The organism is Actinoalloteichus hoggarensis (assembly GCF_002234535.1).
Lineage (GTDB): Bacteria > Actinomycetota > Actinomycetes > Mycobacteriales > Pseudonocardiaceae > Actinoalloteichus_A > Actinoalloteichus_A hoggarensis.
The window spans coordinates 930842-949413 of record NZ_CP022521.1 but is presented as its reverse complement, the minus strand read 5'-3'; the positions used below and the strand labels follow the sequence as shown (position 1 = coordinate 949413).

At 71.2% G+C, this 18572-nt stretch carries 21 protein-coding genes; 10 read left to right on the top strand and 11 right to left on the bottom strand.

What is annotated here, in order from left to right; genetic code table 11:
• Positions 1-41: 41 nt before the first annotated feature.
• From AHOG_RS04375 to AHOG_RS04360, 4 genes are all read right to left on the bottom strand, one after another.
• A complete protein-coding gene (locus tag AHOG_RS04375) occupies positions 42-500 on the bottom strand; it encodes an SRPBCC family protein (protein WP_093940204.1) in 459 nt (152 codons plus the stop codon).
• Positions 497-1009, bottom strand: coding sequence for a DivIVA domain-containing protein (locus AHOG_RS30430; protein WP_093940203.1), 513 nt, complete (start codon positions 1007-1009; stop codon positions 497-499). Before AHOG_RS30430 ends, AHOG_RS04375 begins: the two co-directional genes overlap by 4 nt.
• A gap of 69 nt (positions 1010-1078) precedes the next feature.
• Complete coding sequence (locus AHOG_RS04365) at positions 1079-1729, bottom strand: permease prefix domain 1-containing protein (protein ID WP_157736626.1); 651 nt, start codon at positions 1727-1729, stop codon at positions 1079-1081.
• Positions 1726-2064 carry a PadR family transcriptional regulator gene (locus tag AHOG_RS04360; protein ID WP_075739157.1) on the bottom strand — a complete coding sequence of 113 codons (339 nt, stop codon included), beginning with the start codon at positions 2062-2064 and terminating at the stop codon, positions 1726-1728. The genes AHOG_RS04365 and AHOG_RS04360 overlap by 4 nt, the downstream gene beginning before the upstream one ends.
• Before the next feature lie 435 nt (positions 2065-2499).
• On the opposite strand from AHOG_RS04360, the gene AHOG_RS04355 reads away from it, so the two are divergent.
• Genes AHOG_RS04355 through AHOG_RS04350 form a run of 3 tightly spaced genes read left to right on the top strand, consistent with a single transcriptional unit; the run spans position 2500 to position 4878 of the window.
• Positions 2500-4290: a hypothetical protein gene (locus AHOG_RS04355; RefSeq protein ID WP_093940201.1), complete on the top strand. Its 1791-nt coding sequence runs from the start codon at positions 2500-2502 to the stop codon at positions 4288-4290.
• 37 nt (positions 4291-4327) lie between these two features.
• Complete coding sequence (locus AHOG_RS28260; RefSeq protein ID WP_157736625.1) at positions 4328-4492, top strand: hypothetical protein; 165 nt, start codon at positions 4328-4330, stop codon at positions 4490-4492.
• A complete protein-coding gene (locus tag AHOG_RS04350) occupies positions 4489-4878 on the top strand; it encodes a hypothetical protein (protein WP_093940200.1) in 390 nt (129 codons plus the stop codon). The genes AHOG_RS28260 and AHOG_RS04350 overlap by 4 nt, the downstream gene beginning before the upstream one ends.
• Positions 4879-5025: 147 nt before the next feature.
• Here the strand turns inward: AHOG_RS04350 and folP are convergent, their stop codons facing one another.
• Positions 5026-5895 carry a dihydropteroate synthase gene (folP, locus tag AHOG_RS04345; RefSeq protein ID WP_245856554.1) on the bottom strand — a complete coding sequence of 290 codons (870 nt, stop codon included), beginning with the start codon at positions 5893-5895 and terminating at the stop codon, positions 5026-5028.
• Positions 5896-5940: 45 nt separating this feature from the next.
• Positions 5941-6747, bottom strand: coding sequence for an LOG family protein (locus tag AHOG_RS04340; protein ID WP_093940199.1), 807 nt, complete (start codon positions 6745-6747; stop codon positions 5941-5943).
• A gap of 187 nt (positions 6748-6934) precedes the next feature.
• On the opposite strand from AHOG_RS04340, the gene wrbA reads away from it, so the two are divergent.
• From wrbA to AHOG_RS04320, 4 genes are all read left to right on the top strand, one after another.
• The gene (gene wrbA, locus AHOG_RS04335; RefSeq protein ID WP_093940198.1) at positions 6935-7564 is read left to right on the top strand and encodes an NAD(P)H:quinone oxidoreductase; all 630 of its coding nucleotides are present in this window, start codon (positions 6935-6937) and stop codon (positions 7562-7564) included.
• Positions 7565-7747: 183 nt separating this feature from the next.
• Positions 7748-8062, top strand: coding sequence for a hypothetical protein (locus AHOG_RS04330; RefSeq protein WP_093940197.1), 315 nt, complete (start codon positions 7748-7750; stop codon positions 8060-8062).
• Positions 8062-9774: an alpha/beta hydrolase gene (locus AHOG_RS04325; RefSeq protein WP_093940196.1), complete on the top strand. Its 1713-nt coding sequence runs from the start codon at positions 8062-8064 to the stop codon at positions 9772-9774. The genes AHOG_RS04330 and AHOG_RS04325 overlap by 1 nt, the downstream gene beginning before the upstream one ends.
• Positions 9771-10298: an LppA family lipoprotein gene (locus AHOG_RS04320; RefSeq protein WP_221438718.1), complete on the top strand. Its 528-nt coding sequence runs from the start codon at positions 9771-9773 to the stop codon at positions 10296-10298. The genes AHOG_RS04325 and AHOG_RS04320 overlap by 4 nt, the downstream gene beginning before the upstream one ends.
• Positions 10299-10461: 163 nt before the next feature.
• Here AHOG_RS04320 and AHOG_RS04315 read toward each other — a convergent pair whose 3' ends face one another.
• On the bottom strand, positions 10462-10992 hold the full coding sequence (locus tag AHOG_RS04315) for a class IV adenylate cyclase (RefSeq protein WP_093940195.1): 531 nt from the start codon (positions 10990-10992) through the stop codon (positions 10462-10464).
• Between the two features lie 263 nt (positions 10993-11255).
• Entirely contained in the window at positions 11256-12329 is a 1074-nt protein-coding gene (gene dapE, locus AHOG_RS04310) for a succinyl-diaminopimelate desuccinylase (RefSeq protein WP_093944146.1), read from the bottom strand.
• 182 nt (positions 12330-12511) lie between these two features.
• On the opposite strand from dapE, the gene AHOG_RS04305 reads away from it, so the two are divergent.
• Together AHOG_RS04305 and dapD are read left to right on the top strand one after the other, a co-directional pair.
• Positions 12512-13261, top strand: a complete 750-nt coding sequence (locus tag AHOG_RS04305; protein WP_093940194.1) for a hypothetical protein — start codon at positions 12512-12514, stop codon at positions 13259-13261.
• 41 nt (positions 13262-13302) lie between these two features.
• Complete coding sequence (gene dapD, locus AHOG_RS04300; RefSeq protein WP_211290521.1) at positions 13303-14307, top strand: 2,3,4,5-tetrahydropyridine-2,6-dicarboxylate N-succinyltransferase; 1005 nt, start codon at positions 13303-13305, stop codon at positions 14305-14307.
• Between the two features lie 360 nt (positions 14308-14667).
• On the opposite strand, the gene pdxA is transcribed toward dapD, so the two are convergent.
• The 3 genes from pdxA to fdxA all read right to left on the bottom strand — a co-directional run bounded on the left by pdxA (position 14668) and on the right by fdxA (position 17299).
• Positions 14668-15690, bottom strand: coding sequence for a 4-hydroxythreonine-4-phosphate dehydrogenase PdxA (gene pdxA, locus AHOG_RS04295; protein ID WP_093944144.1), 1023 nt, complete (start codon positions 15688-15690; stop codon positions 14668-14670).
• A 176-nt stretch (positions 15691-15866) separates the two neighbouring features.
• Positions 15867-16982 carry a succinyldiaminopimelate transaminase gene (gene dapC / locus AHOG_RS04290; protein WP_093940193.1) on the bottom strand — a complete coding sequence of 372 codons (1116 nt, stop codon included), beginning with the start codon at positions 16980-16982 and terminating at the stop codon, positions 15867-15869.
• A complete protein-coding gene (fdxA, locus tag AHOG_RS04285) occupies positions 16979-17299 on the bottom strand; it encodes a ferredoxin (protein ID WP_093940192.1) in 321 nt (106 codons plus the stop codon). Before fdxA ends, dapC begins: the two co-directional genes overlap by 4 nt.
• A 244-nt stretch (positions 17300-17543) precedes the next feature.
• Between fdxA and AHOG_RS04280 the strand changes: the two genes are divergently transcribed.
• Positions 17544-18356 carry a GNAT family N-acetyltransferase gene (locus AHOG_RS04280; RefSeq protein ID WP_093940191.1) on the top strand — a complete coding sequence of 271 codons (813 nt, stop codon included), beginning with the start codon at positions 17544-17546 and terminating at the stop codon, positions 18354-18356.
• Positions 18357-18572: the final 216 nt, after the last annotated feature.

The window sequence follows — 18572 nt, the reverse complement described above, 5'->3', positions numbered from 1 at the left end:
CTCCCGGGCCGCCGCCCGCGCGGGCTCGCGCCCCCCACGACTCAGTCCTCGCGATAGTCCCGGCAGAGACGAGCGAAGTCCGTCAGCGACCGACGCAGTCCCCATTCGAACGCGGGCCGCACCATCGCCCAGCCGAGGCCGCCCAGCGCCCCCAACGGCAGGGTGAGCCGCTCCTCCCAGAGAAAGGTGCACCGCTCGCCGCCGTCGTGCGGCAGGATGCGGAAGCCGCCCTCGCCGCGTACCAGGCGTCCGGTGTGCCGCACGGCGACCGACCTCGGCGGGTCCCAGCCGGTGATCTCCATCCGATCCAGGAAGCCGATGCCGCCCGCCCCGGTGAAGGCGGCCAGCCGGGACCCGACGCTTCTGCCGTCGCCACCGACGACGTCGACCTCGGTGCCCAGCATCCACTCGCCCTGGCGAGCCCAGTCGGTCGCCGCGGCCCACACCGTCTCGGCCCGCTCGGGGACGGCCACTCGCAGCACCACGTCGGCGGTGCTCATGCTCGGCTCCCCGGCCCGGCGTCGTCACCGGACCAGGTCGCAGGCGACTCGACGTCGAGTTCACCGCCCACGGCGTTCGCCGGTTCGTCGGCATGTCCCGATCGCACCGCTGTCCCCTTTCGTCGGTCGAGGGCCGCGGACTCCTCGATGACGGGTGCCGCCTCGGCTTCCGCCGTCGATCCGGCGGCTCCTGCCGCGGTGTCCGGGGCCGACCGTTCGGACAGCTCCCGTTCCAACTCCGACACCCTGGACCGCAGACCGTCGAGTTCGGCGGCGACCTTCTCCAGCGCCCAGTCCACTTCGGTCATGCGATACCCCCGGACGGCCTGCTGGAACCGCAGCGCTCTGACCTCCGCACCGCCGAACGAGGTCTCCGGGAGGGTCGTGGGGGTGACGCCGGGCGGCAGCGGAGCCAGCTCCTCGCCGCTGCCGAAGATCACCGACACGAGGAGGAACACCACGGCGGCGACCAGCAGCATGACGGCGAGGTAGATGAGCAACGTGGTCACAGCCACAGATCGTGGCATGGTGTGCCCGGCCGGTCGCGCAGGGACCTGCGGGGGCGAGCCCACGCGGTGTCAGAGCCGCAGGCTGCGGCCCGCCAGCCATCCGAGTCTGCTCATCACCAGGACGGTGACCGTCATGATGACGACCATTCCGACGTCCTGGAAGACCTCGGGGCGGAGGAACATCCCTAATGCGCACACCAGGAACAGCGTGGTGCCGTAGACCAGCACGGCCAGAACGTTGAACCGGGTCAACAGGCTGCTGAGGGCGCGGGCCGAGGTACGCCTGCCGAGCAGCCGAACCGAGAGCAGCAGGACGGCGATGACCAGGCCCAGCACGATCCCGAGCCGTTCCGCCATGCCGAAGGCGAGGCCTGCCAGCGGGTTGAGCGGCGGCCCGGGGAACGCCTCCCACGGGCCGATGATCAGCCGTCGGCCGACCTCCCACATCAGGACCAGCAGGACCACGCCTGCCAACAGGGTCCGGACGGTGCCGAGACTGTGGCTGACGGCCAGCTCGGCCTGGCAGTCCTCGGCGACCGCGTCGACGCCGCCGAACTCGCGGACGGCCCGCTGCTCGGCACCCGCCGTGGTGAGGCCGTCGTCCCGGTAGGCCTCCGCGGCGTCCTCCAGGCTGTGCCGCACCTCGGTGAGCAGCTCGGACTTCACCGATCCAGGGCCGTGCAGTCTGCGGTCGAGCGCGTCGAGATAGTCCTCGATCATGCCCGCGCAGGCCATGCACCGCCTCCGAGTACGCCTTCGATGGCGCGGGTGAACTCATGCCAGGCGGTCCGCTCAGCCGCCAGGGCACGCTCGCCCGCCGAGGTGAGAGTGTAGGTCCGGCGTTGCCTGCCGCCGACGGTGCTCCACTCGCTGCCGACGTAGCCCGCTCGTTCGAGCCTGCGCAGGGCGGGGTACACGGTTCCGGTCGGCAGGTCCAGGGCACCGCCGCTGCGAAGCTGCAGAGCCTCGATGATCGCGTAGCCGTGCAACTGTCTGCCGTCCAGGGTGGCGAGCAGGAGTGCGTCCAGATGACCGCGCAGCGCGTCCGACTTCACAACAAGAGTGTAGAACGTCACACGAAGTGCAGGTAGCAACGCTACTCATTGGTAGCATCACGCCCGTCGTGGCCCGCGAGGCGGCCAGGCGCCCCCACGCACCCGCCACCAGCGACGACGCGCCCGACCGGGGCACGTCCCGGCGGTCGCCGCGATCGCGGCCACGCCGCCGAATCCCCGCAGAACTGTTGCATAGGCAAACACCGGCGAGCGGGAACCCGCCAGGCGGATCACGAATCTCCTTGCTCGGACAAGGATCTCCCCACTCGATAAGAGCAATACTCCTGACGTCGGGTGATGAGTTCGCCGCCATTCTCCCGACCAATTAATCCGATCGCCTGATAGGGCGAGGAATACATATCATTCCGTGTGCGAACAGTCGTAGCGTGATGGCCGTCCGACGATCGACTTCCCTCCGCCGCGCTGGGACGAGCCATGACCACACACGATTCGACGACCGTCGATCCGACGCACACAGGCCGAGAGCCGAACGAGAACGAATCGGAGGACGCCACTCGTTGTCTGTCGGCGGCCGCCCACCTCGATGCGGATTTCGCCGAACTGGCGATCGAGCGGTATCTCAGTGAGCCTCGGCGCGGCCTTCCGCCCTCACCGGGCGTCGACTCCGTCGCCGTGCTCGAAGAGGCGCTGGCCGCCCGCGGCCGTCGCCTGCGGCGAGACCTCGCCGTGTCGGCGTTCCTGGTGGTGATCGCGATCCTCGATCTCCTGCTCCTCCTGGTGTGGGCGGGCCTGATCGGCGCGGGATACCTGGCCAGGGCCGTCGTCCGCGCCGCCGAGAGGAACAGCCGGCCCGTTGCCGTTGTGATGCGGGGCCGAGGCACGGTGCTGACGGTCCTGATCACCGCGGTCCTCGTGCCGACGGCCGTCGTGCTGCTCAGCACGGTGCTCGGCTCCGTGTCCGAGTCCGAGACCGCGTTGCGGTTCGCGTCCGGCCTCCGTACCGGCATCGCCCTGCTCCTGGTCGTGGCGGTCTCCGGAGTCCTCCTGGCCGACGAACTCGTCGTCGACAGGGTGTTGAAGCACCGCTTCAGCCGAAACGGCTTCGTTCCCGGCGGCCCCCCGTCGCCCGGCGCCGCTCCGTCGCCCGGCACGCCGACCACCGCCGCCACCCCCTCGGCGTCCGGGCGAGGCCTGTCGGCGCAGGCGATCGCGCGGCATCGGGCCAGGTTGGAGACCATCCGGCAGAACCAGCGCGTGAGCGACGCGGGGGACGGGATGACCCACAACAACATCACCGTCTATGCGGGAGAACGCGCCTTCGTCGGCTCCGGCGACCTCGACCAGACCTGGTCGATGGCGTTGCAACTGCTGCCTGCCGACCCGGACGCCGGACAGCCTCGCGAGCCGCTGCGTCCCCGTGACCTCTACCGGGCGGTGGACGAGGAGATGCGCTCGCTGCGGGAGTCGGACGCGCTGGCACCCGACCTCCGGCTGCGCTCGATCGCGGGCGAGCCGCAGGCCATCGTCTCGGCGGCCGCGCTGTTACGCCGTCGGCGGGACCGCATCGCCACCGCGATCCTGCCCTCCCCCGAGCACATGCCCGCGAGCAGCATGCCGGAGGAGGAGTTGAACACCCTGGCCGACAGCTCGCGGGAATGGATCCGGCATTACCAGTGCTTCCGCGTCGAGAGCTGGGATCGGCATCTGGTCATCTCCGTGTTCCTGCACATCGGCTGCGACGACAAGACGCTGTACATCGAGTGGAACTCGTTCCGGCTCACGCCGATCGACGCCCGGTTCGTCTCGGACGACTGGGCCGAGCGGACGACGCCCCGTGCCCTGGGCCGAGCGGTTCGGGACACGTTCCTGCTGCCCGCCTCGATGACGCGGCGCGTCTCGAGGATCGTCCGCTATGCCCGCGAGCAGACCAGGCGACGACGGGGAGTCGACGAGCACACCTTCGGGGCCACCGTGAGCCTTCGGGAACTGGCCACCGCCGGGCACGCGCAGACCTACTTCCAGGAGTCGGACAGCTTCCGCTACCGCAAGATCCTGGAACGCCGGGCGCTCGCCGCGATCAGCACGCATCTCCAGGGGAAGGGCTTCTCCACCACCGAGCTGCACGGCCGGGTCAACACGGTGATCAACAACACCGTCGTCAACGGCGGCGTCTTCTCCGGCGTCACCGTGGTCGGGCAGGAGAACAAGACGACCGTCGTGCCCGCCGAGCCCGTCGCACCGCCGGACAGGGAGGCACGCGGCTGATCGAGGGCCGGACGCGGCCGACCTGACTTCGTGCCCCGTGCAGCCACGGCCGATCCACCCCTGCGCGGCTCGTGAACTCCACCGCCTCGACGACGGCGTCTTCGCCGGCATCACCGTGATCGGCCACGAGAACAAGACCAGAGTCGCACCGAGCGAGCACGCCGACCGCGACGACGACACCAGGAGGACGGGAGAGGCATGACCGAGAGAACACCCGACACCGGAGACCGCGCCGAGGTCAGCGGCGGCTCCTTCTCCGGGATCACCGTGATCGGGCAGCACAACTCGACCACCGTCGTCCCCCTCGGCACCCGCCGAGCCGAGCAGCTCACGACGCTGCGCGCGGAAGTCCGCAGCCTGCTCGACGGGCTCCGCGCACCCGGCGCCGTCAAGCCCGCGGACCTGGCGGGTGTGGTCGAGGCCAAGGTGCATGCCGGCGAACTCGACGAGGAGCTCGCCGAGGAGCAGCCCGACGGCCGGGCGGTCCGGAAGCGCTGGACGAAACTGGAGCCGGTGATCCGCGGCCTCGGGATGGCGGGCGCGGTCGCCTCGATCGGCCGCCTCGTCACGGAGGTCTTCACCGGGTGACGACGGACGCCCGCTCGGGAGTCGCGAACAGGGGCCCGCGATCAGGCCCCCGATCAGGTCTCACGGACAGGCCTCAGGGACAGGGGTCCGCGATCACGCCGCCGGCTCGCCGGACCGTCGTCCCCAGCGAGCGTGCCGACCGTCCGGTCAGCTCATCGCGCGAAGCACGGCGGCGGGCGGCCTGCTGCCCTCGATCGACGCGACCATCTCCAGCACCTTCCTGGTTCGCCCCACCTCGTGGGCCCGGAACACCGCGGCGCCCTGCCAGGCGGCGACCGCGGTGGCCGCGAGGGTCCCGTCGACCCGGTCCCGCGGCCCCGCTCCCAGCGTCTCCCCGATGAAGTCCTTGTTGGACACCGCCAGCAGCACCGGCCAGCCGGTGTCCACCAGCTCGCCGAGCCTGCGCAGCAGCTCCAGTCCGTGCCAGGTGTTCTTGCCGAAGTCGTGAGTGGGGTCGATCAGGATGCCCTCGCGGGGCACGCCCCACCGGACCATCCGCTCCGCACGCCCCACCACCTCGGCGATGACGTCGGCCACGACGTCGACGTAGCGGACCCGATGCGGGTCCGTGCGCGGCGGCAGGCCGCCGGTGTGCGAGCAGACCAGGCCCACCTGGAACTCGGCCGCCACCTCGGCCAGCGCGGGATCGGCCCCCGCCCAGGTGTCGTTGAGCAGGTCCGCCCCGACGGCGCAGACCTCCCTGGCCACCTCGGCCCGCCAGGTGTCGACGCTGATGACGAGGTCGGGATGCCGCTCCCGCACCTGGGCGACGAACGGCACCACCCGATCGATCTCCGCCGCGACGTCGACGACCTCGCCTTGCGCGCCCGCCCGGACGCCGCCGATGTCGACGACGTCGGCGCCCTCCTCGACCGCCCGCGCCACGGCCGCCAGCGCCGCGTCGGTCGCGAAGGTGGCGCCCTGGTCGTAGAAGGAGTCTCTGGTGCGGTTGACGATGCCCATCACCAGCGCCCGATTCGAGACGATCCGACGAGTTCCGAAACGCAGAGTAGGCACCTGTCGATGCTGCCACGAGCGCTCGCCCGCAGGCAGGGTCCGCCGTCAGTGCACGTCCTCCCACGCCTGATACGCCTCGTTGACCACGCGCACCGCGTCGTCGATGTCGTCGGTCACATGCAGCAGCGCCAAGTCCTTGTCGCCGATCTTGCCGCCCGCGTGAACGCTGTCGCGAAGCCAGTCGTAGAGCCCTCCCCAGTAGTCGCTGCCGAAGAGCACGACCGGGAACTTGGTGACCTTCTTCGTCTGCACGAGCGTGAGCGCCTCGAAGAGCTCGTCGAGCGTGCCGAAGCCGCCGGGCAGGCCGATGAACGCCTGGGAGTACTTCACGAACATCGTCTTGCGGGCGAAGAAGTACCGGAAGTTGACGCCGAGGTCCACCCACGGATTGAGGCCCTGCTCGAAGGGCAGCTCGATGCCGAGTCCGACCGAGAAGCCGCCCGCCTCCTGACAGCCCCGGTTGGCCGCCTCCATGGTGCCGGGCCCGCCGCCGGTGATCACCGCGAAGCCCGCGCCCGCCAGTTCCGCACCCAGCCTGCGGCCGACGGCGTACTCGGGGTGCTCCCGCGGCGTGCGGGCCGAGCCGAACACCGTGACGGCCTTGGGCACCTCGGCGAGCGAGCCGAAGCCCTCGACGAACTCGGCCTGAATCCTCAGCACCCGCCACGGGTCGGTGTGCACCCAGTCCGACGGCCCCCGGGAGTCGAGGAGGCGTTGATCCGTCGTGGTCGCCTCGTCCCGTTGACCTCGGCGCAGGACCACCGGCCCGCGCCGCTTCTCCGACGGGTTCTCCTCCGTGCCGAGTCCGGTCTGCCCGGAGCGGTCGCCGTTCGTCGTCGAATCGGAGTCCATAGCGCTCATGTGATCAGGGTAGGAGCAGAGCGTGACCATCACGACGACGGAGGGCGTCTGTCCGTCGAATGCCCGGTCACGTTCCCCCGTCGGCTCCGCTCGCGGCGAGGCTCCGCCACAGGCACACTCCGAGAGGGAACGGCATGGACAGGAGCCTCTTCGCACACGACCGGCTGGAGTGAGACGGATGAGCGGTCCCGAACCGACGAAGGTCGCGGTCATCTATTACAGCTCGACAGGCAATGTGCACGCCCTGGCGCGGTCGGTGGTCGACGGCGCCGAACAGGCGGGCGCCGAGGTCCGACTCCGCAGGGTTCGCGAGTTGGCACCACCCGAGGCGGTGGCCTCGAATCCGGCCTGGGAGGCGCACGCGAAGGCGACCCGGGACATCCCCGAGGCCACGCCGGACGACGTGCTCTGGGCGGACGCCGTCGTCTTCGGCACTCCCACCAGGTACGGCAACGTGGCGGCCCAGCTCAAACAGTTCATCGACTCGCTGGGACCGCAGTGGTCCCAGGGGCTGTTGGAGGACAAGGTGTACTCGGGGTTCGTGTCCACCGCGACCTTGCACGGCGGCCGTGAGTCGACGCTGCTGGCCCTCTACAACACGGTGCACCACTTCGGCGGCATCCTGGTCACCCCGGGTTACACCGATCCGATCCAGTACGAGGTGGGCACGCCGTACGGCCCCTCGCACGCCGACGGGCAGGGCAGCAATCCCGTCAGCGACGCGACGAAGGCCGCCGCCGCGTACTCCGGATCTCGGATCGTGCGGATCACCACCCAGTTCAAGGTGGGCAGGTCCTCGGTCCACTGATCCGGCGGACCCTCGCACCGGCGCCCAGGATCGGCCGCGGGCGTCCGAAGCGCCCTGCCCCCGTGCCGCCCGCGTCCCCGGTGACGACGCGATCGATCGTCGACGCGGTACCCCTGATCTGTCGCATTCCTCCGCCACGATCGCCTCGATCCCGTTAGCTTCTGCCCAGGCGGAGGGAGCGGCGTGGAATACACGATCACGATCGAGGCGCTACGCGCGGCGGCGATCACGGCGAGGACGGCGGGCGAGCAGGCGGCGGGCGTGCCGCTCGGCGAGGCCGCCGACGCCGTCGCCGCGGCCCTGCCGGGCAGCCGGTCCGCGACGGCGGCGGCGGAGCTGGCCGAGCGCTGGCGGAGCCGACTCACGGCCTGGAGTGACGACGTCGTGGTGCACGGCGACGCGCTGGACGCCTCGGCGACGCGGTACCAGGACGGCGAGGACTCGGCCGGGCATGACCTGAGCCGTGCGGGCGAGCGACTTCCCGCCGGAGGTGTCTGATGGTCGGACTCGCCGACGTACGCGGCTGGCGGCCGTCGGACCTGGAGTCCGTCTTCGATCGACTCGGCACGCATCGGGACGCGCTGGTCGGACTGGACGACGAGTTGAGCGACACGAGGTCGCCCGACGGGTGGAGCGGCGACGCCGCCGAGGCCGCGAGCCTGCGACACGACGAGTTGAGCGAGGAGATGCGCAGGCTCGTCGCCGGGCTCGCCGCCGTACGCCGGGGCACTGCCGAGGCCGCCGACGCCCTCGTGGCGGTGCGGACCGCCCTCGCCGAGGCCGAGGAACTGGCTCGGTCCCACGGTTTCCAGGTCCAGGAGAACGGCATCGTCGTCGACGTCGCACCACCTCAGGTGGCGCCGAGTCAGGTGGACACGGTGCGCCGCGAACGCGAGCTGATCAGGGCGGAGGTGATCGAGCGGGTCAACCAGGTGGTACGGCGGGCCGCCGACATCGACGCCGACCTGGCCGCGGTGCTGCGGGCCGCCGCGAACGATGCCGTGGACGACGGCGAGTCCGCGTCACTGGTCGACGCCGACGCGGCGGGCGCCGGCCAGGGCGGTCTCTCCACCCTCGGCCCGCCGACGGACGCCGATCCCTCGGCGAACGCCGGCTGGTGGGACTCGCTGTCGGAGGCGGAGCGCGCGCGGCTGCTCACGGACTCGCCCGAGCTGATCGGCAATCTGGACGGGCTGCCCGCCGCCGTGCGCGACGAGGCCAACCGCGCACGGCTCGACGGTGAACGGGACCGCCTGGAGGCCGAGATCGCCGACCTTCAGCGACGACTCGACGATCGGCTGCTCGGCGGCTGGTTCACCGACCTGGACGACCGGCTCGACGAGGCTCGCGAGAAGCTGGCGGCGGTGGACGCCGTCGAGAACACCCTGGACCGAGGAGATCGACAGCTCCTGCTCTTCGATCTCTCCCATGACCAGGCGCGAGCGGCGGTGGCCGTGGGCGACGTCGACACCGCCGACCACGTCGCCGTCCTCACTCCGGGGTTCACCACGACCGTGCAAGGCAGCCTGGAGGGCTACGACCATCAGATGCGGGAGCTGCGACGGCAGGCCGAGGACGAGTCGCTGCGCTATGGCGACGGCGGCTCGGTGGCGACGGTGGCCTGGCTGGGCTACGACGCGCCGCAGGCCGACTGGGGCCTGCTGAGTCCCGCCGACGCCGTCTGGAGCCGGGAGCCCGCACAACGCGGAGCCGAGGAGCTGGCCGACTTCTACCGGGGCATCGACGCATCCCGGGCCGAGGACCCGCATCTCACCGCTCTCGGCCATTCCTACGGTTCGACCACCACCGGATACGCCCTCCAGCAGGACACCGGCGTCGACGACGCGATCTTCTTCGGCTCGCCGGGGCTGGGCACCTCCGACGTGGCGGATCTGCGGATTCCGCCGGGAGGCGCCTATGTGATCGAGGCGCGCAACGACGCGGTCGCCGACTTCGGCGGGCTCGCGCCCTTCGGCTCCGATCCGAATCAGCTCGACGGCGTCACCGGGCTGTCGGCGCGTGAGGAGCGGCTTCCCGACGGGCGCCGGTTGAGCGAGTCGGTCGGTCACAGCGCCTATCTCGCACCCGACAGCACGAGCCAGTACAACATCAGCGTCATCGTGAGCGGCAACGAGGACAGGGCGGTCCACGACGACGGTCGGGGCTTCGGAGACCGGCTGTCCGGACTGGTGCCGGACCTCTACCGATGAGACGGCGGTTCGCGTCGTGGGCCGCGGCACTGATCGTCGTGCCCCTGATCGCGGGCTGCGGCGGGGCGACGAGAGAAGAGGACACCGTGAACGACGACCGTGCGATCCTGCTGGCGAGGCCCGACATCGAGGAGATCAGCGAGCGCTACGAGGAGATGCAGGAACGCATCACCACGCGACTCTCCGCGGAGCTGGGTCCGTGGGAGTGGGTCAACGATCGGAACATGACGCGGTCGGGCTGCGCCGACTTCCCCCACGTCGGCGGGGAGAGCCGGAGCCTCGATCGTCGCCACTTCCGGGGCAACCTGCCCGATACGCAATGGTCGACGGCCGTCGAGATCGTCACGGAGATCACCGGCGAGTACGGCTTCGGCGAGCCGGAGGTGATCGTCGACCGCGTGGACGACCACGAGATCGTCGGCCGCGACTCCTTCGGCGCCCGCTACACCTTCGGCACCGCCGCCAACACGCTGCTGAGCGTGGCCACCGGCTGTCACCTGCCTCCGGAGGCCGACCGCGGCTGACCGATCCGCTCGGGCCGGGCCGATGCGACGGGCGACGTGCGACGGGCCTCATCGCGCGGGGAGCGGATCGCACGGCGCGGAAGGCGGCATCGGACATCGCGGGGAGACGACGACGGGCGACACGACGACGGTCCGGGTATCGGGCGTCGGCTCCGTCGGGCGATCAGAACCGCAGTTCGGGGACGGCCCCGAGGTCGATGCCGTAGCGCGCGTAGACCTTGACGGTGTTCTCCCCGGTCAGCTCGTCCTCGGTGTGGCCGAGCAGTCCCGCCACCCTGATCACCTCGTCCTTCGACTCGGCCTCGATCTCCGCGTACGGGGGGATTCGAGGCCAGGTGTCGATCTCGACCTGTGCACCGTCGAGGACGAAGCTGATGCGTCGGTTCTCCTGGTAGGACTTCGCGACGAACCCGAGTGAGTCGAGCAGTGCGTGTGTCGCGGCGAAGTCGTCGACGCCGACCTCGGTCTCGTGGGTGCCGTCGACGGCGTCGCTGGTGATCTGCTTCACGGCCAGTGTGATCTCCTCACCGGTGTCCCGAAGCCTGATCCACCTGGACCGGTCCCCGGGAGTGACGTCGTAGACGTGGCGGCGCATGAACCGTTCGCCGAGCTTCCGACCACCCTTGTCCAGAATCCGTCGTTCCATCTCGGCAGGGTCGATGCCGAGGATCTTCGCCTCATACTCGACGGGCACCGCGAGCCTCCTTCTCACTGTCGATCATCGCGGACGTCTTCCGGCGAGCCGAGCCTCGCGCCGCGCGGAATCGGCTTGCCCCGGCCGAGAGCCCCGGTGCCGCCACCCGATCGCGAGTCGCTCCGGGCCAGGGAGCCCCACCGCGAACGCCCCGGGTGTCCCGGTGGTCTCGGCGGCGCGGGCACCGGCGCCGACCCGTCCGTCGTCAGACGTCGCCGCGCCGGGCGCTCCACGAGTCTCGGCGGGCGCGGCGGCTCCCCCGTTCAGCGCAGGAAGTCGCCGAGCACGCCCGCGCACCGAGTGATGTCGGCGGCGCGCACATGCTCCTGTCGGGTATGGGCCAGCGTGGGATCGCCGGGGCCGAAGTTGACCGCGGGCATGCCCAGCGCCGCGAACCGGGCGACGTCTGTCCAGCCGAGCTTCGCCGTCGCCTCGCCGCCCGCCGCCGCCACCAGCTCGCTCGCGGCGGGCGCCTCCAGACCGGGCAGCGCGCCCGCCGCGCCGTCGACCACGGTGACGTCGAAGCCGTCGAAGACCTCCCGCAGGTGCGCGACGGCCTGCTCCGGCGTGCGGTCCGGCGCGAACCGGTGGTTGATCGTCACCACACAGGCGTCCGGCACCACGTTGCCCGCCACGCCGCCGCTGATGGCGACCGCCTGGAGTCCCTCGTGGAAGCGGCAGCCGTCGATCTCGGGCGTCCTGGGCTCGTAGGCCTCCAGCCTGCGCAGGACCTCCCCGGCCGCGTGGACGGCGTTGCGGCCCATCCAGCCGCGCGCGGTGTGCGCCCGGACCCCTTCGGTGCGCACCTCGATGCGCGTCGTCCCCTGGCAGCCCGCCTCGATCGAGGCGTTGGACGGCTCGCAGACCACGGCGAGGTCGCCGACCAGCCAGTCGGGCAGCTCCCGTTCGATGCGACCGAGGCCGTTGGCGGCGGCGTCGATCTCCTCGCAGTCGTAGAAGACGAAGGTCAGGTCGTGCCGAGGTTCGACGACGGTGGCGGCGAGATGCAGCATCACGGCGACGCCGCTCTTCATGTCCACCGTGCCGCAGCCGTGCAGCACGGCGGCGGCACCGGTGCCGGTACGGCGCACCGGCAGGTTGTCGTTGATCGGCACCGTGTCCAGATGACCCGCCAGCACCACACGGGAGGCACGCGCGAGTCGGGTCCTGGCGAGCACGGCGTCGCCGTTGCGCACGACCTCGAGATGCGGTGCCTGAGACCGCAGGGCCTGTTCCACCGCGTTCGCGATGGTCGCCTCATCGCGAGACACGCTCGGGATGTCCACCAGGGCGGCGGTCAGGTCGACCGGGTCGGCGGTCAGGTCCAGGGACGGCATGGTGACGGTCACGACACCGCACGGTACCGGCCGGGTGGTCGCGGGCAGCGGTCGACATGCCCCGCTGGTCCGAGTGGGGGATCTGTCCGGGTCCGGCTGCGGTCGGCACGGTCAGACGGCTAGCTTCTGATCACAGCCCGTCCGCTGATCACAGCCGCGCCCTGCCGAGGAGTCGACGAACCATGCGGTCATCACGCACCACTCTGCCGGCACCGATCCTGCCGCTGCTCCTTCTCGTGGGCGCGTGCTCCGGCGGCTCCGATGCCTCCGAGGGGCCGAGTCAGACGCTGCTCGATCGGCGTGCGGTGTGCGCGGAGTTCTGCGAGCGGACGACGGACTTCCGGGACGATCCCTGTGATCAGGTCTTTCGACCTGACCAGGCTTTCCAGCAGTGCGGCGACTTCCTGGACACCCATGTGGCGCTGGTGGACGAGTTGGAGCCTCGCCTCGCCGAGGTCGAGCTGTACCAGACGGAGCGGATGGCGGAGTCGTTCGACCGGGTCCGTTCCTACACCGACGCCTTCCATGAGATGGGATGCGCGACGAACCCGGGACGCGCGCCCGCCGAGGAGGACTCGGGCACCGCGGAGGTTCCCGCCGCGCCCACGGACGAACGTGACGCCGGACAGGGCGACGGCTTCCTGCCGATCCCCGAGCTCCCCGACGACTCCGAGCTGCCCGCCGCCCCCGGAGCACCCGACCCGAGCGACCGCTCCGGTCCGGAGCACACGCCGCAGGCCCCGGCGGGCGGCGGGGGCACGAACCCCGACGGCGAGGCGCCCGCACCCACGACCGTTCCTCGGGACATCGGCGGCGACCTGGCCGCCGAGATCGACGAGACACGGGCGCTGAGCGACTGCATCACGGCGATCCACCACGTCCGGACGGCGGGGATGGACGTCGGCGCGACCATCCAGGTCGCCATGCCCTGACCGGCGGGGCTCCGGTCCCGGCAGTCGTCATCGGCGATACCGTGTGGGGCGTGACGACCGCAGCGCAGAACCCTGACCAGCAGGACGTCGGTGCCCACGGCATCGGACTGGCGACCATCACCGCGAGCGGAACGGTGTTGGACACCTGGTATCCCGTGATCAAGACGGGGACGACCGGCGACGACGCGGGCACCGTGCGGCTCGACCGAGCCGAGGCGGCGACGGCCCTCGGCGAGGCAGGCGCCGCCCTGCTCGCCACCGACGAGGCCCGCGGGGTCGAGGTCGTGGCGGTTCGCACCACCATCGCCGCGCTGGCCGCCGCGCCCGTCGACGCCCACGACGTCTACCTGCGGCTGCATCTGCTCTCCACGCGGCTGGTGCGGCCGCACGGGCTGAACCTCGACGGCATCTTCGGGCTGCTGGCCAACGTCGTGTGGACCAACCACGGTCCGGCCCCGGTCGACGATTTCGAGGCCACCCGACTTCGGCTGCGGGCGCGCGGCCCCGTCACCGTCCACGGCGTGGACAAGTTCCCGCGCATGGTCGACTACGTGGTGCCCGGCGGCGTGCGCATCGGCGACGCCGACCGCGTTCGCCTCGGCGCGCACCTGGCGGCGGGCACGACCGTGATGCACGAGGGCTTCGTCAACTTCAACGCGGGCACCCTGGGCGCGTCGATGGTGGAGGGCCGTGTGTCGGCCGGGGTGGTGCTCGACGACGGCTCCGACCTCGGCGGCGGCGCCTCGGTGATGGGCACGCTCTCCGGCGGCGGCCGCGAGACGATCTCGGTGGGTCGCCGCTGTCTGATCGGGGCGAACGCGGGCCTGGGGATCTCCCTGGGCGACGACTGCGTCGTCGAGGCGGGCCTCTACGTCACGGCGGGCACGAAGGTGACGCTGCCCGACGGGGTCGTCGTGGCCGCGCGGGATCTCTCCGGCCGTTCGGGGCTGCTCTTCCGGCGGAACTCGACCACCGGAGCCGTCCAGGTACTGCCCAGGACCGGCACCGGGGTGGAGCTGAACGCGGCGCTGCACGCGAACGACTGAGGACCGCCACGGCCTGCGGGGAGCATCCGGCCCGTTCTCCGTAGGCCGCGCGTGGACGAGAAGCCGAGGGACGTCGATACCGGCTCCAACGGGGCCGATCCGCCCGTCCCCGTCCCCGTCCCCGTCCCCGTTCCCGGAGCGCGGGCCGGGGCCGGATCGACGGCCTCGCGTTCGGCTCGTCCTGGGCTGCCCGGGCTGGCCTCGCGGCCCGATGAGAGGCCGGCCGCGAAGCACGAGGCAGATCGCGGGGCACCGCGCCCGTGCTCGCTCGCCGGTCACCGGCGCAAGCCCGACCACCCGACGGCACGGGCCCCGCTCGATTCGTCGCCGACGCCTCGTGGGGACGAGACGCCACGGCGGTCAACTGCCGTACTCGGCCCTGATCCGATCCGCGTAACCCGCGTACTCGGCGGCGGCGAGGAAGGCGGAGCGCATCGTGCCGTGGTCGGCGATCCCCTTGCCCGCGATGTCGAACGCGGTGCCGTGATCGACCGAAGTGCGCAGGATGGGCAGCCCCACGGTGACCGAGATGGTCCCGTCGAAGTCCACCGTCTTCGCCGGGATGTGCCCCTGATCGTGGTACTGCGACAGCACTCCGTCGTAACGCCCGGTCAGGAGCTGGTGAAACACGGAGTCGGCGGGCACCGGTCCGAAGACCTGCGCGCCCTGGGCCCTGGCGCGTTCCACCGCCGGGCCGATGTGCACGATCTCCTCGTCGCCGAACGCCCCGTTCTCCCCGCCGTGCGGGTTGACCGCGGCCACCGCGAGCCTCGGCTCGTCGTGACCGAAGACCCGCAGCGCAGTCAGGGCCTCCTGAATTCCGTGGAACACCCGTTCCTCGGTCAGCTGGTCCAAGGCCTTGCGCAGCGAGAGATGTCTGGTGGTGAAGAAGATCTTCTTGCCCCGCACGACGAACATCGTGTTGTTCCTGGTACTGCCGGTAAGCGTTCCGAGCATCTCGGTGTGGCCGAGGTGCTCCGAGCCCGCCGCCCAGATCGCCTCCTTGTTGATCGGGGCGGTGACCACTCCGGCGACCCGACCCGCCAGCGCGGCCTCGGTGGCGACCTCGATGGAACGCAACGCGGCCCGGCCTGCCAACGGGGAGACTTCGCCGTAAGGCACCTCGCGGTCCCCGACCACGCCGATGTCCCAACAGAGCACGACGCCGGGGCCGACGGGGTCGACGTCCCAGGACGTCACGGTCCTGACCTCCGCGTGCATCCCGTAGGCGGCGAGCGCGCGACGCAGCACCGAGGGGTCTCCGACGGCCACCCCACGAGCGGGGGCGTCTCGATCGAGTTCGGCGAGCGTTCTGGCGGTGATCTCCGGGCCGATACCCGCCGGATCTCCGACGGTGACGGCCACGACCGGAACGGTGCTCATCGCTGCGCTGCCTCCCTGTTCTTCGGCCCGAGTCTCGCGGACACCGAGCTGTTCGAGGGCCCGCGTCCCGGCGGGACACCGGCGGTGTTCGTCCATCGCCGACCCGCCGACGACCGGCTCGGGTCGCGACAAACCCGGGGACCTGCCCACGGCGGACGGTCGTGCCGGTGGTCAGATCACGCGGAGTCTCGGAGTCGGTGCACCGCCGAGGCAATCCGCTCGTCGGTCCCGGTGAGAGCTACCCGGACATGTGCCCCGCCCGACGGGCCGTAGAAGCTGCCGGGTGCGACGAGCACGCCGCGTTCGGCGAACCACGCGACCGAGCGCCAGACGTCCTCCCCTCTGGTCGCCCACAGATACAGACCCGCCTCGGAATGCTCGATCGCGAAGCCCGCATCCCGCAGGGCGGGCGCCAGCAGCTCACGTCGAGCCGCATACCGCCGACGCTGTTCCCCGACGTGGTCGTCCTCGGCCATCGCGGCGGTGACGGCGGCCTGCACCGGTCTCGGCACCATCATCCCGGCATGTTTGCGCGTGGCGAGGAGCCCGCGGATCAGCGCCGGGTCTCCGGTGACGAAGCCTGCCCGATAGCCCGCGAGATTCGCCGACTTGGACAGTGAATGCACGGCCAACACGCCGGTGTGGTCCGACCCCACCTCGCGATGCAGCACCGAGCGCGGCTCGGCTTCCCAGCCCAGCGCCAGGTAACACTCGTCGGAGGCGATCACGGCCCCCACCGCCCGCGCGGCGGCCACCGAGGCCCGCAGCGCCGTGACGTCCAAGACGCGTCCGGTGGGATTGGACGGCGAGTTCAGCCAGACCAGCGCCGTTTCTGCGGGCGGCTCCTCGCCGTCGCGGAGCCGGACGACCTCGGCGCCCGCCAGTCTCGCCCCGACCTCATAGGTCGGGTAGGACAGCTCGGGGATCGCCACGAGATCGCCCGCGCCCAGACCCAACAGGGTCGGCAGCCACGCCACCAGCTCCTTCGAGCCGACGACGGGCAGCACGTCCTGTGGGTCCAGTCCGGTGACGTCGTGTCTCCTGGCGAGCCCGCCGACGACGGCCTCCCGCAACGCTGCGGTGCCGTGCGTCGTCGGATAGCCGCCCTGGTCCGCCACCGAGTTCAGCGCCTGCTGGATCCGAGGCGGCACCGGGTCGACCGGGGTGCCGACCGACAGGTCGACCAACCCGTCGGGATGGGCCTCGGCTCGAGCGCGGTGCTCGGCCAGCGAGTCCCAGGGGAAGTCCGGCAGCCGGTCGCCCGGGGTGCGCCGGACGGCGGAGCCCGTCATTCCGCCTGCGGAGGCAACGCCGCGACCAACGGGACGTCCGAGTGGATCTTCCCGATCTTGGCGGCGCCACCCGGCGAGCCGATCTCGTCGAAGAAGTCGGCGTTCGCCTTGGTGTACTCCTTCCACTGGTCCGGGACGTCGTCCTCGTAGTAGATCGCCTCCACCGGGCAGACGGGCTCACACGCCCCGCAGTCGACGCACTCGTCGGGGTGGATGTACAGCATCCGTTCACCCTCGTAGATGCAGTCGACCGGGCATTCCTCGATACACGCCTTGTCGAGCACATCGACGCACGGCTCGGCGATCGTGTAAGTCACGGCGGCTCTCCTGCTCGTTCCTCGGTGCACCCATGCGGCACAATGCACGGTTCTTCCAGTATCCCTCGGATGCGCCTCCGACATCCAGGCCCCCTCCGACTGGTGGAACGCCTTGAGCGTTTTCCGAGTGGGGCGCTCGCATCAAGATCCAGCGCCACGCGCGGATCGACCCCGTGAACTCCGCCCTCGTCGTACGGCGGAAAAGCCGTCGAAGGGGCGTGACCAGCCCTGGCATACTCTCGGGATGACCGTCCAGCTCAGCGGATCTCCTCGTGGCACGTCCGACGCCGTTCGTCTGGAGTCGTTGTGCGCCCAGGCCTGGCCCGCCGTGGTGGACCGGCCGTTGGGCGAATGGCGGCTTCGGGCGGCGGCGGGCTTCACTTCTCGGGCGAATTCGACGCTGGCCGTGGGAGACCCCGGCATGCCGGTGGCCATGGCGCTCGACGAGGTGTCCGCCTTCTCCCTCGAGCAGGGCATCGCGCCCAGGGTTGCCATGGTCGTCTCCTCAGCCGAGGAACGACGTGTCGAGGAGGCGGGTTGGCGATGGTCCGGGCACCCGGCGGCCGAGCCTGCGGTGTCGGTGCTCACCGGCAGGGTGTGTGACCTGCGGACGAGACTTGATGCCACTCGGTCGACCGACCCGTCCACCCGGCATCGGGTGCATGCCGCCCCGCCCGGGAACTGGTGGCCGCTGGTGGCGGGCTCGGCGGAGCCGAGCGCGGCGGCCAGGCACGTGCTCACCCACGGGGCAGAGCTCGGTTTCGGCCTCAGCGTCGCACCGGGATCGGACACCGCACGCGGGGCCGTACGCGGGGCCGTGGTCGGCACTGGAGACGAGCGGCTGCTGCACATCGCACGGCTGGTCGTCCTGCCCGAGCATCGGCGGCGCGGACTCGCCAGGGCGCTGCTGTCAGCTCTCGCCGACTGGGCGCAGGCCAAGGGCGCCGCACGCTGCGTGCTCCAGGTGGCCGACGACAACCACAACGCCCTCGAGCTGTACCGATCGCTGGGCTGTGTCCCGGCACACCGCTACCGCTACTGGTCTCCCCCGTTGTGACGAACGCCTCGGCCGTCGGGGGCGCCGCATACGGGCGCCGTCGAGCCCTGGCGTGATCATGCTGACGTTCGCCTCGTCGAGCCGCGAATTCGCACCTCGACAGGTCCGCGCCCGGAATCGACGGCCCCGGTTCGTGTTCGTCGGCTGCCGAGCCGGTGCTCCAGCCCCGCAGGCCCCTGGACCGGATGCGGGGGCGTGGTCGGTCAGCAGTTCGTA